We start from the raw sequence: 14,199 nt of genomic DNA, 5'->3' as shown, positions 1-14,199 counted from the left end.
CTGCCGCGCATCTGCCCGCGTCGAGCTAGGCCTCCGGGTCCGTGTCGCCCTTGTCGCGGGCGCGTCGCTTGTCGGCGTGGAGGGACTTGACGCGCCGTTCCTCGCGACGGACCTCGATCTGGGTGGCGCGTTCGGCGGCAAGCCAGTCCGGCATCTCGCTGAGGAGCTCGTCGATCTGGGCCGTCGTGAGTGCCTCGGTGATGCCGCCACGGACCAGGCCCGAGTTGGAGATCCCGAGTCTGGCGGCGACCAGGTTCTTCGGATGGGGTCCCTCGGCACGCAGCGTGCGAAGCCACTCCGGCGGGTCGGCCTGGAGGGCGGCGAGTTCGGCCCGGGTGATCGGGCCCTGCTGGAACTCCGCAGGAGTCGCCGGCAGGTACACGTCCAGCTTCTTGGCGGCGGTGGCCGGCTTCATCGACTGCGAGCTCATTCGTCGAGGGTATCGGGCGGTAGCCTTTGTGCGTGACCACACCCGACGTTCACACAGCCGGCGAGGCCCCGGTCTTCCGGCTGGCGTACGTCCCGGGGGTCACGCCGAGCAAGTGGGTCCGGATCTGGGCGGAGCGACGGCCCGATGTGCCGCTGGAACTCATCGCACTCGACGTCGCGGACTGTGCCGACGCGGTCGGGGAGGGGCGCGTGCACATGGCGATCACGCGGCTGCCCGAGGCGCTCCGGCACGGCGATGCGCGGCAGCATCACACCATCGAACTGTACGAGGAGAGCACCGTCGTCGTCGTGCCGAAGGACCACGTCCTGACCGCGGGTGAGGAGATGACGCTGGCCGATCTCGCCGACGAACAGTTCCTGTGGCCGCTGGACGAGCCGTTGACCGTGTCGGAACGACCTGGCGCGGCGGTGGAGCACCGGCCCGAGACCACCGGTGACGCAATCGAACTCGTCGCGGCCGGAGTCGGCGTGTTGCTCGTGCCGCAGTCGCTGGCGCGTCTGCATCATCGCAAGGATCTCGTCTACCGCCCGGTGACCGATGCCCCGACTTCGGCCGTCGGACTCCTGTGGCCCGCTCCGACAACGGAATCGGCGGACGAGTTCGTCGGGATCGTGCGCGGCCGCAAGGCGACGTCGTCACGTGGACGCACCGACGAGGTGCCCAAGCGGTCGGCCCGGGAGAAGGCGGCGGCGAAGAGGGCGGCACGCGAGGCTGCCGGGAAGATCCCCGGCAAGAGTGCGCGTCGAGGGCCCGGACGTCCGAAGCGTCGGTGACCTCACGCAGTGGCGTGCCGCCCCCTGAGAGCCTCTGTCAGGCGCGCCATTCCGCGGTGCGTTCCGGTGATGCCTCGGCGAGCGCCTTGAGGGTGTCCTCGACGCCGAAGTCCTTGCCGTACACCGGGGTACCCGGCTGCTGACGCCACGATTCGGCGAGCGGGCCGGCGTCGACCGGGTCGAATCCGAGTTCGTCGACGACCCGGAACACGATCTCCTTGCCGGCCGCGTCGTCGCCGGCGATCGGCAGCGCGATGCGTCCCTCGGTGCCCGCGGGTACGCCCTTGTTCAGCAGGTGCTTCCAGAAGATGCCGTTGAACACCTTGTACACCGGTACGCCGAGCAGCTCCGACACCCAGACGCTCTCGGGTGTGCCGTTCTCGATCGCCTCGATCTTCCCGTCGCGCTGCTGCGGGTAGTAGTTGTTCGTCTCGATGACCGGCGCGCCGGCCTTGCGGGAGTCGAGGATGCCCGGCGCGAGATCGGGGGTGTTCTTCTGCGGGATGCTGACGATCACCAGGTCCGCGTCCGCAGCGGCGTCGGCCGCCCACACCGCCGTGGCCCCGGTTTCGGAGGCCAGCTCGGCCAGCGTCTCCGGGTCGCGCGAGTTCGCCACCTGCACCTCATGCCCGAGCGACGTCAGACGACGCGTGAGCGTCCCGCCGATGAATCCCGCACCGATGATTCCGATCTTCACAACCGCACCTCTTGCCTCTTGTTGGACGATGTCGATGACCATTCGCGCAACGAGGGCGTGTGCCGCGTCATTCCCGGGCGGGACGAAGGGTGACGAGCGACTCGGTCGGGTGCGTGGGACCGGCGCGCCGTGCTCGGCTGCTGCTGGACCCAGACATCGATGTGCGTGCCTACGAGGTGGCCGACCAACCGTGCCACGTCAGAGACTCCACGACGATCACCGGTCCGTCGGGCCGTCGGAGTCGATACTGCGGGTACTTCGCGGCCAGCACGTCGATGCCGTGACTGCCGACGGGTTCACCGGCCTCGACGACGTGTGCCCGGCCGTCGACCCGCACCCACCAGAGTTCATCCCAGCTGTCGGAGTACAGATCAGCCAAGAGCGACACCGCGGGATTGTCCGCGATGTTGGCGAGACGACGTAGTGCGGTGGTTCGTTTGGGCTTGTGATCCACGCACGTGTAGATGACGTCGTCATCGATTGCGAATACGACGGGGACCAGGTGCGGTTTGTTGTCGGTTGACACGGTGGCGAGCTTGACCGACCGGGCGGCGGCGAAACGTTCGCGAGTCAGGGGCGGGTCCATCTCACGAGGATGACATGCGCCCACGTGCCGAACTGGGCGCCGGAAGGGTCGGAACGCCGCGCCTGCCGGGAGATGAGGCTCGACGTGACCGATGAGCACGGGCACCGGTTCGGGTCCACCTCTGTGTCCACCCCCGTTCCGGGGAACCCGACCAGAAAGGGTCTGCAGCATGACTCACGACAACGTTGCCGTCAGCCTCACGATCTCCGCCACGCCCGACGAGGTGTTCGCGACGCTCGCTGACCCCCGCACCCACCAGGCGATCGACGGCACCGGCTGGGTTCGGGACGCAGTCGACACGACACCGCTGCGGGAGGTGGGTCAGGTCTTCCGGATGAACATGTACCACCCGAACCATCCGGACGGTGACTACCTGATGGAGAACCGGGTCGAGGTGATCGAACCGCTGTCGGCGATAGCGTGGCAACCAGGGCAGCGCAACGATTCGGGGGAGCTCGAGTTCGGCGGCTGGACATGGCGGTACGATCTGGTGCCCGTGGGGGAGTCGTCCACCGAGCTCACCTTGACCTACGACTGGTCGGCCGTACCCACCCACATCCGCGAGTACATCCAGTTCCCGCCGTTTGCCGACGACCATCTGCGTAACTCGTTGAACCACATCGCCGAGCTCGTCGGCTGATCGGCGACGTCAGCACACAGAGTTCGAGACCCGGTGCCCCACCCCGCGATCGCCCGACGAGCCGGTCAGCCGACGAGGTCCGGATCCGGGTCTCGATGCGCCGACGCGGCCGATGCGGGTGACAGATCGGCCGTGAGTAGGTCCACGGTCGGACTGCGTGTGATCACCTTGTGGCCCCACCACAGAGCGAGGAACACGAACAGCGCGCCGTAGGCGGTGAGCCACAGTTCGAGATTCCCTGCGGATCCGTCGCGGATCGCCGGGAGATTCTGCCCGGCGATCACTGCAACACACATGAGCAACGCGATGATCGGGCCGGCCGGGTAGAGCCACGCCTTGTACGGGAGTATGCCGAGGTCCAGACCTTGCGCGTGCCACGCCCGTCGGAACCGATAGTGAGCCCAGGCGATACCCATCCAGGTGATGAAGCCGGCCACCGATGAGGCGGTGACAAGCCAGACGTAAGCGCGACCGTCGCCCACCCGACTCGCCAGGAAGCAGAGGGCACCGATGGCTGTCGTCGCGGCCACGGCGAGGAGTGGCACACCTGATCGCGTGACCCAGGCGAACACACGTGGCGCGTTGCCCTGAACCGACAGGCCGTACAACGCGCGGGTTGCCGCGAACAGGCTTGCGTTGCCCGCCGACAGAATCGCGATCAGGATCACGGCGTTCATGATCGATGCCGCCACCGCGATCCCCGCCTCGGAGAACACGAGGGTGAACGGGGCGATGGCGATGTTCTCCTCGGACGCATTCAGCAGATTGGGATCGGTGTACGGGATCAGGAACGCGATGATGGTCAGGGTGCCGATGTAGAACAACAGGATGCGCACGAAAACGGTGCGCACGGCGCGCGGAATCGCGGTCTTCGGTTCGACCGCCTCGCCGGCGGCGACCGCAATCATCTCCGTGCCCTGGAATGCGAAGCCGGCGATGAGGAAGACCGACAGCATGCCGAGCGGGAAGTCCACGAACGGAGCGTCGTCGATCGTCCAGTTGCTGAATCCCGGCGACGGGCCGTCGCCGACGACACCGAGAATCAACAGAACGCCGACGATGAGAAAGACGACCACCGCGATCACCTTGATCGTCGCGAACCAGAACTCGGCCTCGCCGAACGCCTTGACCGCGAACAGGTTCAGCGCGAGCAGACCCGCCAGGAACACGACCGACCAGATCCACGACGGCACGTCGGGTGCCCAGTACTTCATGATCAGCCCGGCGGCCACCAACTCGGCGGCCAGGGTGACCGACCAGTTGAGCCAGTAGTTCCACCCCGCCGCGAAACCGAAGGACTTGCTCACGAAGCGTTTGCCGTATTCCTCGAACGGGTTGCTGCACGGGATGTATGCCGACATCTCGCCGAGGCTCTGCATGAGGAAGAAGACCATGCAGCCCATCAGCAGATACGCCACGATGGCGCCACCCGGGCCCGCGTCGGAGATGGTGGCGCCGGAGGCGACGAACAAGCCGGTTCCTATGGCGCCGCCGAGCGCGAGCATGCTGATGTGACGACTCTGCAGTCCCTTGCGCAGGGTTTCGTCGGGGGTGATTCCCAGAGGACTGGACATCGGCAGAGTCTAACGGCCGGTCGGCCCGTCGGCCGAGTGTTGCACCGCGGCCCGAGTACCGAGCCTCAGTCGAGGCTGGTCAGTTCGGCGACCAGGTCGTGCGCCGGGTCATCGGGGCCGATGTCGTAGGTGCACATGCTGTGCCGCGGGTCCGGGACGAACGCCCAGAACAGTGCGGTTGCCGTCCCGGCCGCCCGCTGACCGGCGACCTTGGTCCGGAAGTCGTCGACGCGCCCGGACCGTGAACCGCACGAGCCGGCAAACTGGCCGATCTCGTTCACCGCGAGAGGTTTTCCGACTGCGCGCGCCTGCCGAAGACGTTCGGCCAGTCCGTTCCACTGATCCCCGGGGAGCGCGACACCATCCGCACCGTAGTCGTGATAGTCCAGGACATCCACGTACGGGGAGCCGGCGACGTACTGGTAGTCGGGCCCGGCGGTGCCGCACTGACCACCGCCGGTGAAGCCGGACCAGATCACCGCACCGCCGTGCAGCCGGGTGAGCACAGCACCGGCGGTGTCGAAGAACGACCGCAATACCAGCTCGGCGTCGGCCGGGCACGACCGCTGCTGCCAGGCGCACGTCTGATCGCCACAGACGGACGGCTCGGGTTCACCCACCAATTCCCATCCCGCCAGTGCCGGGCTGCCCTTCCAGCGTCCCACCGCCGTCTGCACCCATTCCTCGAACGTGAGTCCGCCCGCTCCGGCGGCTGTTCGCCAGCCCGATCGGTACCAGTCTCGTTCCTTGAAATCTCCGCTCTCGCAGGCACCATCGGCGGCGGCCAGTACCGGCAGGACCATTTGACCGTGCCGTGCCGCGGCGTCGAAGACGGCGTCCATCGGCCTGAAATCCAACTGCTGTGTGTACTTGTTCAAAGCCAGTCGAGCGAACAGATTGAAGCGGGTGAGCGAATGCGGGGGTAGGGCAGAGAAATAGTCGTCCAGATCCACCATCGCCCCGCACCCGGCGTTCACCGACCAGTCGGTGGCGAGCTGGTAGGCGTCGAACCCGGATGGCCACCACTGGCGTCCATCGAGCGTCAGTCCAGCCGGCGTGGCATCCACCCGATCGGGCGCCGCATGTGCGGGCGGAGGAAGCAGCCAGCACATGAGGAATACGATGCCAAGCACCAGGATCGGTCTTCTCACCACGTGTAGATACATATGTGCGTCCCGTATGGATCTCGATCGCCGGCGCGGTCTTCTGAACCGCGTGACCGTACCGTACTCGTGGCTTGAGGTCTCGACTGCGGAGAATGCGTGGACAATCCGGCAAATGGTGGAGCCGATGACGGGAATCGAACCCGCGTATTCAGCTTGGGAAGCTGATGTTCTGCCATTGAACTACATCGGCGAGCGAGTGCTGGACTCGCGACCGACAGCCTAGCAAACCCGCCGCCGGGCCGGTCGCCGGGACGCGCAGATGTCGCGGATCGTGGCGCTGGGCGCTACGAAGTGCTACATCTGGCCGGCGATGGGTCGGTGCGCCGGAGAAGCGGCGCCAACCGACACCGGCGCAGATCCTCCCTGACCATTCGATAGCCTCGACACCGTGCTGCTCTCCGACCGCGACATCCGCGCCGAGATCGCCGACGGGCGCCTCGCCATCGATCCGTTCGATCCTGCCCTCGTCCAGCCCTCCAGCGTCGACGTCCGGCTCGACCGCCTGTTCCGGGTGTTCAACAACACCCGCTACACCCACATCGACCCCGCACAGCGCCAAGACGAACTCACCTCGCTGGTCGAACCGGCCGCCGGTGAGCCCTTCGTGCTGCACCCGGGCGAGTTCGTGCTGGGTTCCACACTCGAGGTGTGTTCGCTGCCCGACGACCTCGCCGGCCGCCTCGAAGGAAAGTCCTCACTCGGCCGCCTCGGCCTCCTCACCCATTCGACGGCGGGCTTCATCGACCCGGGCTTCTCCGGCCACATCACCCTCGAACTCTCCAACGTGGCCAACCTGCCGATCACCCTCTGGCCCGGGATGAAGATCGGGCAGCTCTGCCTCATCCGCCTCAGCAGTCCGGCGGCGGAACCGTACGGCAGCGCGTCGGTCGGATCGAAGTATCAGGGACAACGCGGACCGACCCCGTCGAAGGCGTACCTGAACTTCCAGAAGGACTGACCCCGCCGCCGGAAGTTCACCCTGCCGATCACCACCCGCCACGGCGTCGATGGTTACCGGCAGTCCCGGCTGGGTAAGCGTTGCGGTCATGAAGCTCACGGTGATCGGATGCGGCTACCTCGGTGCCACCCACGCGGCCTGTATGGCCGAACTCGGGCACGACGTCCTCGGTATCGACGTCGACGCGTCCAAGATCGAACGGCTCCAGGCCGGGGAGGTTCCGTTCTTCGAACCCGGTCTGTCCGACATCCTGCGCCGCAACATCGACGCCGGACGACTCCGGTTCACGACCGACCACCTCGCGGCCGCCGACCACGCCTCCGTCCATTTCCTCGGCGTCGGGACACCGCAGGAACCCCGTGGACACCGAGCCGACCTCTCGCACGTGTACGCCGCGATCGACGCGCTCGTCCCGACCCTGCGGGGCGCACACCTGATCATCGGCAAATCGACCGTCCCAGTCGGCACCTGCGCCGAACTCGCGCAGCGGATCTCCGTGCTGTCGCACTCCGGAGCCGACGTCGAACTGTCGTGGAGTCCGGAGTTCCTGCGCGAGGGGTTCGCCGTCGAGGACACCCTCGAACCGGATCGCCTCGTCCTCGGCACGGGCTCGCTCGACCCCGACGGCGTGAACACCGCAGTCCACGACCGCGGCGCCGGGTCGTCGGCCGGTGAGGTCGTCCGCGAGATCTACCGCGAGATCCTCGAGACGGGCGTCCCGCTCATCGAGACCGATTGGGCCACCGCCGAACTCGTCAAGGTCTCGGCGAACGCCTTTCTCGCCACCAAGATCTCGTTCATCAACGCGATCAGCGAACTGTGCGAGATCGCCGGGGCGGACATCAACACCCTCGCCGACGCCATCGGGCACGACCCGCGCATCGGACGCAAGTTCCTCAACGCCGGGCTCGGTTTCGGTGGGGGATGCCTGCCCAAGGACATCCGCGCACTGACCGCCCGCGCCGAGGACATGGGTGCACCGCGGGCCGTCGGATTCCTGCGAGAGGTCGACGCCATCAACATGCGTCGCCGCGGTGCGGCAGTGGAACTCGTCTTCGAGGCCCTCGGTGGTGAGGTCCTCGGCCGCAACATCGCCGTGCTGGGCGCCGCGTTCAAGCCGGAGAGCGACGACGTCCGCGACTCGCCCGCACTGACGGTGGCCAGCAGGCTGGCACTCGAAGGCGCGTCGGTCACCGTCTTCGACCCGAAGGCCATGGACAACTCGCGACGCGTCCACCCGAGCCTCGACTACGCCACCTCGGCGCACGATGCCTGCGACCGTGCCGACGTCGTCGTCATCGCCACGGAATGGGCGGAGTTCGTCCACATCACGCCCGAGGAGCTCGAGGGCGTCGTCCGCGCCAGACGCATCGTCGACGGCCGTCGCTGCCTCGACCCGCAGATGTGGCGCGACGCAGGGTGGGATTACCGTGCGCTGGGCGGTCCGGCACCCACGCGCCCCGCACCGCGAAACAACCCGTCCGAGCAGGTGAGCGGACTCGCGCCGGGGGCCTCGGTCCGCTGAGTCGTGCTAGGTTGAGATTCGCGACTGTCCAAGGGGCACGTTCTCGCCGGGGGGCCTGGGGCGAGGTGCACGTGAGGTGCAGGAATCAATCACATGACCGACACGGTGGCCGATCCGGCCGTGACGCCGACGTCTGCGCAGGCAGAGGTCACGGTCAGTGCTGCCGTGGTCGACGCCGTGCGCGCCCAGCTCGCCGGCCGCGGAATCCCTGAGACAGCCGAGGTCGTTCTGTTCGATCTCGATCCGCGCGCGGGTGTCACGGTGGGGCGCATGGACCCCGCCCGCGGGACCATCGCCGATCCCTATACCGATTCCGGCCTCACCCTCGACGCCCTCGATCAGGTGACCGCCGACCATCTCGTGCGCGTGGGGCGCGTGGCGGCGCCGACCTCGCGCGAGTGGCACGAGGAGGTCCTCGACCTCGTGCGGCGCGGCCGCGAACGACTCCGCGAGTCCGACGGCACGTTCCTGATGGGCCGCGACCACATCCGGTTGTTCCGGATGGCACGTCGCGACATCGCCGAAGCAGGCGCGCCGCTCACCGCCCGCGCCGAGGACCTCGCCCGCGCGGCCGTGTCCGGTGTCGCTGCCCCCGCGGTCGTCATCACCGACCGCGTCAGCGCCTGGCCGGGCCTCCGGGACGCCGTCGCGCGAGCAGTTCCCGTTCCCGTCGTCGACGTCGAGCCCTCGGGGAACGCGACCCGGCCCGCGATGATCGGCGGGCACGCTGCCGAGCCCGACGAGCCAGAGGCCGGAGTGGTCCCCGACCGATCTGTTCCCGACGACCCCACGACGGAACGCCGGGAGGCGACCGCACCGGAACCCACCCCGATCTTCGAGGCCGTCAACCAGTCACCGCCGACGCCACCGCCGACGCCGGCGCCGACGATCGCGACGGCGTTCGGGGCGCTGGCCCCGTCGGGCGCCACGCCCCACGATCCGTCCTCTTCTCACGGTGCCGGACAACGTCTTCCGGACCCACCTCCCGCCGACCGCCCGGCTCCCGATGGGAATGTGCCCCACGCCGGGGTGGGCCCCGAGCAGCACCCGACGGCCGATTCGGCACTCGCCGGGTCCCCACTCACCGGCGGTCGACGTCGACGAGGCACACGCGTTCTCGCCGTGATCGGGGTGCTGTGCGCGGTGGCCGTCGTGGCGGTGGCCACCGCCTTGGCCGTCACGCACGACGAACCGTCTCCGGCCGTCGCCGCGCCGCTTCCCCAGCGCACGATCTCCTCACCCGAACCCGAATTCGCCGACCCCGCAATCCTTGCCGAGGCCCGGCAACCCGCGCGTCGATACACGCCGCCGCCTCCGCCGGAGACGTCGGCCTCGGTCGAGTCCGCGACGCGGCCGCGCCCACGACCGCGAACCCCCCGTCCGCAACGCGGGGTGACGATCCCGAACCCGATCCCCGGTCTGCCGCCGATCGTTCTGCCCTGAGCCGGCGTCGTCGACACCTGTGGGAGAGGCCCCGGCTCGTCAGCTACCGGGCCGCGGTGCGAGCGCGCGCGCGACGAAGTCGAGGACGTTGTCGTAGTAGGCCGACGCATCGACGTCGGGTTGATAGGCGCGGGCGAGTTCCAGGCTGACCGCGCCGTGGACGGCGGACCACGTCTGCATGCCCAGGTCGCGCGGGTCGGCGGACATGACCACCCCGGCGACCTGGCCATACCGGATGATGTCGACGAGGACTGCGAATGCGTGTGCGGCGACCTCGATCTCGGGTGCGCACTGCGCCGAGAACATCAGACGGTAGATCACCGGATTGGCGAGCGCGAACCTCCGGTATGCCAGCCCGGCGTTGCGTAGACGTGTCACCGGATCGTCGTCGGTCGCTGCGATCGCGTCTCCGAACTCTGCATAACCGTCCGTGACCAGCGCATCCAGTAGGCCGTCGCGACCGTCGAAGTGGTTGTAGACCCCCATCGGGGCCACCTGCGCCTCGGCCGCGACGGCACGGACCGTCAGGCCGGCCTCGCCGTCGCGCTCGAGGATCGTGCGGCCGGCTCGGAGCAGGGCGGAACGCACCTCGGCGGCCGAGGTGCGGGTGCGGGGCTTCGCGGGGGACATATTGACAACCTACTAGAACAGTGTTCTTCTTGAATAGAACACTGTTCTACAACACTGGAACGATGTTCTACCGACTCTCTGTCCGGCTGTCAGCACATGCGTCTCGAGCGGCCCCACTGATCAGGAGAATCCGATGCCAACAGAACGCACACACACCCGTTGGTGGGCGCTCGGCGCCCTCAGCTTCGCCGAACTACTCGTCATGATCGACAACACGATCGTCAACGTGGCCCTCCCGACACTCGCTCGCGACCTCGGCGCGGGGATCTCGGGCCTGCAGTGGATCGTCGACGCCTACACCCTCGTCTTCGCGGGCCTGCTGCTGACCGGCGGCTACCTCGGTGACCGCTTCGGGCATCGCCGGATGCTCCTCACCGGCATCGCGGGGTTCATGATCGTGTCGGTCGTGGCGGCGTCGTCGCAGGACATCGGTCAGCTCATCGCCAGCCGCGCCGGTCTCGGAGTCTTTGCCGCGCTGGTCTTCCCGGCCACGCTGGCGATCATCACGACCATCTTCGTCGACGCCCGGGAACGGGCGATGGCGGTGGGGATCTGGGCGGCGGTGTCCGGGGTGGCGGTGGCCATCGGCCCGGTTCTCGGTGGCTGGCTGCTCGAACACTTCTCGTGGACATCGGTCTTCTGGGTGAACATCCCGTTCGGTGTCCTGGCCCTGGTGTTGGTCCTGGCCGTCGTCCCCGGTACCCGCCCGCTGGCGGTGCCGCGGTTCGACGCCATCGGGGTCGTCCTCTCGGTCGCCGGTCTGGGCTTGCTCACCTTCACTCTCATCGAGGCGCCCCATGTCGGCTGGACCGAGGTGCGGACCATTCTCGGCGTCGTTGCCGCACTGATGATCCTGGCGATCTTCGTCGCGACGCAGCTGCGGATCGCACATCCCATCTTCGACGTGCGGCTCTTCGCCAACCGGCGCTTCGCGACCGCTGCCGGCATGATCAGCGTGGCCTTCTTCGCGCTGTTCGGCTTCATCTTCCTGATCACCCAGTTCTTCCAGGCGGTGAAGGGATACGGCCCGCTGGCCGCCGGGATTCGGACCCTTCCGTTCGCGATCGTGATGGCGGCGCTCTCCCCGGTCGCGATGGCGCTCTCGCACCGTTTCGGGCCCAGAATCGTGTCGGTGATCGGCGCATTCCTGATGTCCGGCGGGTTCGCGCTCGTCGAGATCGCCTCGCGCGCCTCCGGTTACTGGGAACTCATCGTCTGGTCGATGGCACTGATGGCGGCGGGTCTGGCGTTCATCTCCGGTCCGTGCACGCAGCTCATCATGGACGCCCTGCGCCCGGAGCAGGCCGGTGCGGGTAGCGCGGTCAACGACACCACGCGCGAGCTCGGCGGGACGCTGGGAGTGGCCGTGCTCGGCTCTATCCTGACGTCCGCCTATGTCGCCGGTGTCGGAGAACGGTTGTCGGGCAACGGGGTACCGACCGAAGCGGTCGACGCCGCGAAGCAGTCGGTGATGGCCGGGGTCGAGGTGGCGGATCAGTTGCCTGGTGCGCTGGGAGACGCGGTGCGGGTCGCGGTTCAGGAGGTCTTCATGAACGGGTTGCACAACGCGGTCTGGGCTGCCGTCGCCGTGACCGCGATCGCCGGTGTCGCGGCGGCATTCCTGTTGCGCGGCAGCGGGACCGGGCCGCAGGTGGTTCCGTCGGTGGAGGCGAAGGAGGTCGAGGGCTCAGAGATCGAGGGTGAGGTTCCCGCCGGGACTGCGTGAGACGCAGGTGAGCATGGTTCCGGCCTCCCGCTCGGGCTCGGTCAGGATGTTGTCGCGGTGGTCGATCTCGCCGGACAACGTCCTGACCTTGCAGGTACCGCAGAACCCCTGCCGGCACGAGTACGGCACCGACGGCACCACCCGGCGGATCGCGGCGAGCGCGGATTCGTCTGCGGCGACCGGGATCTTCTGGCCGGTCGAGGCCAAGGTCACCGTGAACTCGGTCCCGTTCTCCACCGGTGGCGGGCTGAAGCGCTCGTAGTGCAGTTCGATGTCGGGGCGGTCGGCGAGATGTCGACGCAGTCCCTCGAGCATCGGAACGGGCCCGCAGCAGTAGACGGCGAGGTCGGCGCGACCGTCGTCGACGGGACCCACCAGCTCGTCCATGGTGGGCAGGCCGTCTTCGTCGTCGGTTCGGATGGTGATCCGATCCCCGAACCGGGCGACCTCGTCGAGGAAAGGGATGGAGTCGGCGCTGCGGCCGGTGTAGATCATCGACCAGTCCAGACCGAATCGTTCGGCGGTGGCCAGCATCGGCAGGATCGGGGTGATCCCGATACCGGCGGCGATGAACCGGAGCCTGCGTGCCGGCGAGCCGTGACCGGGGACGGCGAGCGGAAACGCGTTCCGCGGACCCTTGATCGAGATGACGTCACCGACGGAGAGCGTGTCGTGGACCTCGATGGACCCGCCACCCCCGTCGGGGATGCGGCGGACGGCGATCCGGTAGTGCTCCCGGTCGGCCGTGTCGCCGCACAGCGAGTACTCACGCATGCGGCCCGACGGGAGCAGCACATCGATGTGGGCGCCGGCATGCCACGCCGGCAGGCGCCCGCCCTCGGCCGCCACGACAGTGAGGGCGATGACGTTCTCGTCCTGCGCGACGACCTCCCGGTCGACGACCCGCACCTGCGTGATGCCGTTGTTGGGCGGGCCGGGCTGCAGGGGTGACACGGGCCGCCACATCGGCCACCACGCCCGGAACACCATCGTGCCGAGCGTGATGACCGGGTCGTGCCGCCACCGGCCGTGCAGGTGCGGCGGGGGCGCCGTGAGCGTCGTCGAATGTGGGTGTGCGCGTTGGTTCATGACGTTTCTGGGTGGTGGTCGGTGGATGATCAGGCCGCGTTGCGGGCGGCCGGGGAACTCGCGAGGTAGGCGACGGCCTGCGCGGTGCTCCCGATGTCCTCGGGCCGGAAACCCGGTCGGAAGTAACTGAAGGTGGAGAAGATGATCGTGCGCATCTTCGGCAACGCACCTGCCCGCACACCCCGGTGGTAGTGCCAGGTCTTCTGGAAGTAGTTGTACGACAGCGTCGTGTCCTGTCTCATGATGAAGCGGTAGCCGCGCTGCACGAGGAACAGCAGGATCGGCAGCACCGCGAACATCGCGCGACCGCGCCGCAGATATCCGTCGCCGAAGTACGCGGCGACGTCGTGGGCCACGGCGCGGTGCTCCACCTCTTCGGCGCCGTGCCACATGAAGAGGTCGGCCATCGTCGGATGCGCGCCGAGCCGAGTCCAGGAGTTGTTCAGCGCGAAGTCCCCGAGGATGGCGGTGTAATGCTCCAAAGCTGCGATGAGCCAGAGACGTTCGACGAGGTGCTTCTCGCGGGCTTCCTGGTTGCCACCCTCCAACGGCCCGAGGACCTTGCGGAAGATCCACTCCATCTGCAACTGGTAGGGCCGTGGGTCGATGCCGTGGTGATCGAGGAACTCCCACAGGACATGATCGTGCGCCTCGGCGTGCATCGCCTCCTGACCGATGAACCCTCGCATCCGGGCGGCGAGTTCGTCGTCGGCGACCAGGGGCAGGGCCTCGTTGTAGGTCTGCACGAACCAGCGCTCACCCTCGGGCAGAAGGAGGTTGAGCACGCTGATGAAGTTCGACGCGACCGGGTGACCCGGAATCCAGTGGAGCGGGACGTCGTCCCAGTCGAACGCCACATTGCGGGCGTGCAGCTCGACGGGCCCCGGATCGGCCGATGCATCGTCCCGGTGCGCGGGAGTGTCGATGTGCGTCATATCCGT

Annotated in this window: 14 protein-coding genes and 1 tRNA gene; 6 read left to right on the top strand and 9 right to left on the bottom strand. The window is 68.0% G+C overall.

Translation table 11 applies throughout. From position 1 onward, the window contains the following. Nucleotides 1–25: 25 nt before the first annotated feature. A complete protein-coding gene (locus AC3B6C_RS04580; RefSeq protein ID WP_488376221.1) occupies nucleotides 26–415 on the bottom strand; it encodes a DUF5997 family protein in 390 nt (129 codons plus the stop codon). Nucleotides 416–456: 41 nt separating this feature from the next. Here AC3B6C_RS04580 and AC3B6C_RS04575 point away from each other — a divergent pair, with 41 nt between their 5' ends. After that, nucleotides 457–1,224 carry a LysR family substrate-binding domain-containing protein gene (locus AC3B6C_RS04575; protein WP_488375145.1) on the top strand — a complete coding sequence of 256 codons (768 nt, stop codon included), beginning with the start codon at nucleotides 457–459 and terminating at the stop codon, nucleotides 1,222–1,224. Nucleotides 1,225–1,261: 37 nt separating this feature from the next. Here AC3B6C_RS04575 and AC3B6C_RS04570 read toward each other — a convergent pair whose 3' ends face one another. Both AC3B6C_RS04570 and AC3B6C_RS04565 read right to left on the bottom strand, forming a co-directional pair. Further along, the gene (locus tag AC3B6C_RS04570; RefSeq protein ID WP_488375144.1) at nucleotides 1,262–1,963 is read right to left on the bottom strand and encodes an NADPH-dependent F420 reductase; all 702 of its coding nucleotides are present in this window, start codon (nucleotides 1,961–1,963) and stop codon (nucleotides 1,262–1,264) included. 127 nt (nucleotides 1,964–2,090) lie between these two features. Next, nucleotides 2,091–2,507, bottom strand: coding sequence for a TIGR03668 family PPOX class F420-dependent oxidoreductase (locus tag AC3B6C_RS04565; protein ID WP_488375143.1), 417 nt, complete (start codon nucleotides 2,505–2,507; stop codon nucleotides 2,091–2,093). Between the two features lie 169 nt (nucleotides 2,508–2,676). On the opposite strand from AC3B6C_RS04565, the gene AC3B6C_RS04560 reads away from it, so the two are divergent. Next, entirely contained in the window at nucleotides 2,677–3,147 is a 471-nt protein-coding gene (locus AC3B6C_RS04560) for an SRPBCC domain-containing protein (RefSeq protein WP_488375142.1), read from the top strand. Between the two features lie 65 nt (nucleotides 3,148–3,212). On the opposite strand, the gene AC3B6C_RS04555 is transcribed toward AC3B6C_RS04560, so the two are convergent. The 3 genes from AC3B6C_RS04555 to AC3B6C_RS04545 form a co-directional block, all read right to left on the bottom strand. Next, complete coding sequence (locus tag AC3B6C_RS04555) at nucleotides 3,213–4,721, bottom strand: amino acid permease (protein ID WP_044507293.1); 1,509 nt, start codon at nucleotides 4,719–4,721, stop codon at nucleotides 3,213–3,215. 65 nt (nucleotides 4,722–4,786) lie between these two features. Then, nucleotides 4,787–5,887: a beta-mannosidase gene (locus tag AC3B6C_RS04550; RefSeq protein ID WP_488375141.1), complete on the bottom strand. Its 1,101-nt coding sequence runs from the start codon at nucleotides 5,885–5,887 to the stop codon at nucleotides 4,787–4,789. Nucleotides 5,888–6,003: 116 nt separating this feature from the next. Continuing rightward, nucleotides 6,004–6,077: transfer RNA gene (locus AC3B6C_RS04545), tRNA-Gly, on the bottom strand. Nucleotides 6,078–6,275: 198 nt separating this feature from the next. Between AC3B6C_RS04545 and dcd the strand changes: the two genes are divergently transcribed. The 3 genes from dcd (at nucleotide 6,276) to AC3B6C_RS04530 (ending at nucleotide 9,813) form a co-directional block, all read left to right on the top strand. Next, complete coding sequence (gene dcd, locus AC3B6C_RS04540; RefSeq protein ID WP_055476200.1) at nucleotides 6,276–6,845, top strand: dCTP deaminase; 570 nt, start codon at nucleotides 6,276–6,278, stop codon at nucleotides 6,843–6,845. An 88-nt stretch (nucleotides 6,846–6,933) separates the two neighbouring features. After that, nucleotides 6,934–8,370, top strand: coding sequence for a UDP-glucose dehydrogenase family protein (locus tag AC3B6C_RS04535; RefSeq protein WP_488375140.1), 1,437 nt, complete (start codon nucleotides 6,934–6,936; stop codon nucleotides 8,368–8,370). Nucleotides 8,371–8,463: 93 nt separating this feature from the next. Beyond that, nucleotides 8,464–9,813, top strand: a complete 1,350-nt coding sequence (locus tag AC3B6C_RS04530) for a hypothetical protein (protein ID WP_488375138.1) — start codon at nucleotides 8,464–8,466, stop codon at nucleotides 9,811–9,813. Between the two features lie 39 nt (nucleotides 9,814–9,852). Here AC3B6C_RS04530 and AC3B6C_RS04525 read toward each other — a convergent pair whose 3' ends face one another. Beyond that, nucleotides 9,853–10,443 carry a TetR/AcrR family transcriptional regulator gene (locus AC3B6C_RS04525; RefSeq protein ID WP_488375137.1) on the bottom strand — a complete coding sequence of 197 codons (591 nt, stop codon included), beginning with the start codon at nucleotides 10,441–10,443 and terminating at the stop codon, nucleotides 9,853–9,855. Between the two features lie 133 nt (nucleotides 10,444–10,576). Here AC3B6C_RS04525 and AC3B6C_RS04520 point away from each other — a divergent pair, with 133 nt between their 5' ends. Then, on the top strand, nucleotides 10,577–12,169 hold the full coding sequence (locus AC3B6C_RS04520; RefSeq protein ID WP_488375136.1) for a DHA2 family efflux MFS transporter permease subunit: 1,593 nt from the start codon (nucleotides 10,577–10,579) through the stop codon (nucleotides 12,167–12,169). Here the strand turns inward: AC3B6C_RS04520 and AC3B6C_RS04515 are convergent. Both AC3B6C_RS04515 and AC3B6C_RS04510 read right to left on the bottom strand, forming a co-directional pair. Continuing rightward, entirely contained in the window at nucleotides 12,131–13,258 is a 1,128-nt protein-coding gene (locus AC3B6C_RS04515; protein ID WP_488375135.1) for a PDR/VanB family oxidoreductase, read from the bottom strand. The two genes, AC3B6C_RS04520 and AC3B6C_RS04515, sit on opposite strands and share 39 nt — an antisense overlap. A 29-nt stretch (nucleotides 13,259–13,287) precedes the next feature. Then, a complete protein-coding gene (locus AC3B6C_RS04510) occupies nucleotides 13,288–14,193 on the bottom strand; it encodes a metal-dependent hydrolase (protein ID WP_488375134.1) in 906 nt (301 codons plus the stop codon). Nucleotides 14,194–14,199: the final 6 nt, after the last annotated feature.

The sequence above is a fragment of the Gordonia sp. 11cp genome, assembly GCF_057767225.1.
Note: the sequence above shows the minus strand (reverse complement) of the source record. Positions and strands in the feature narration are given on the sequence as shown.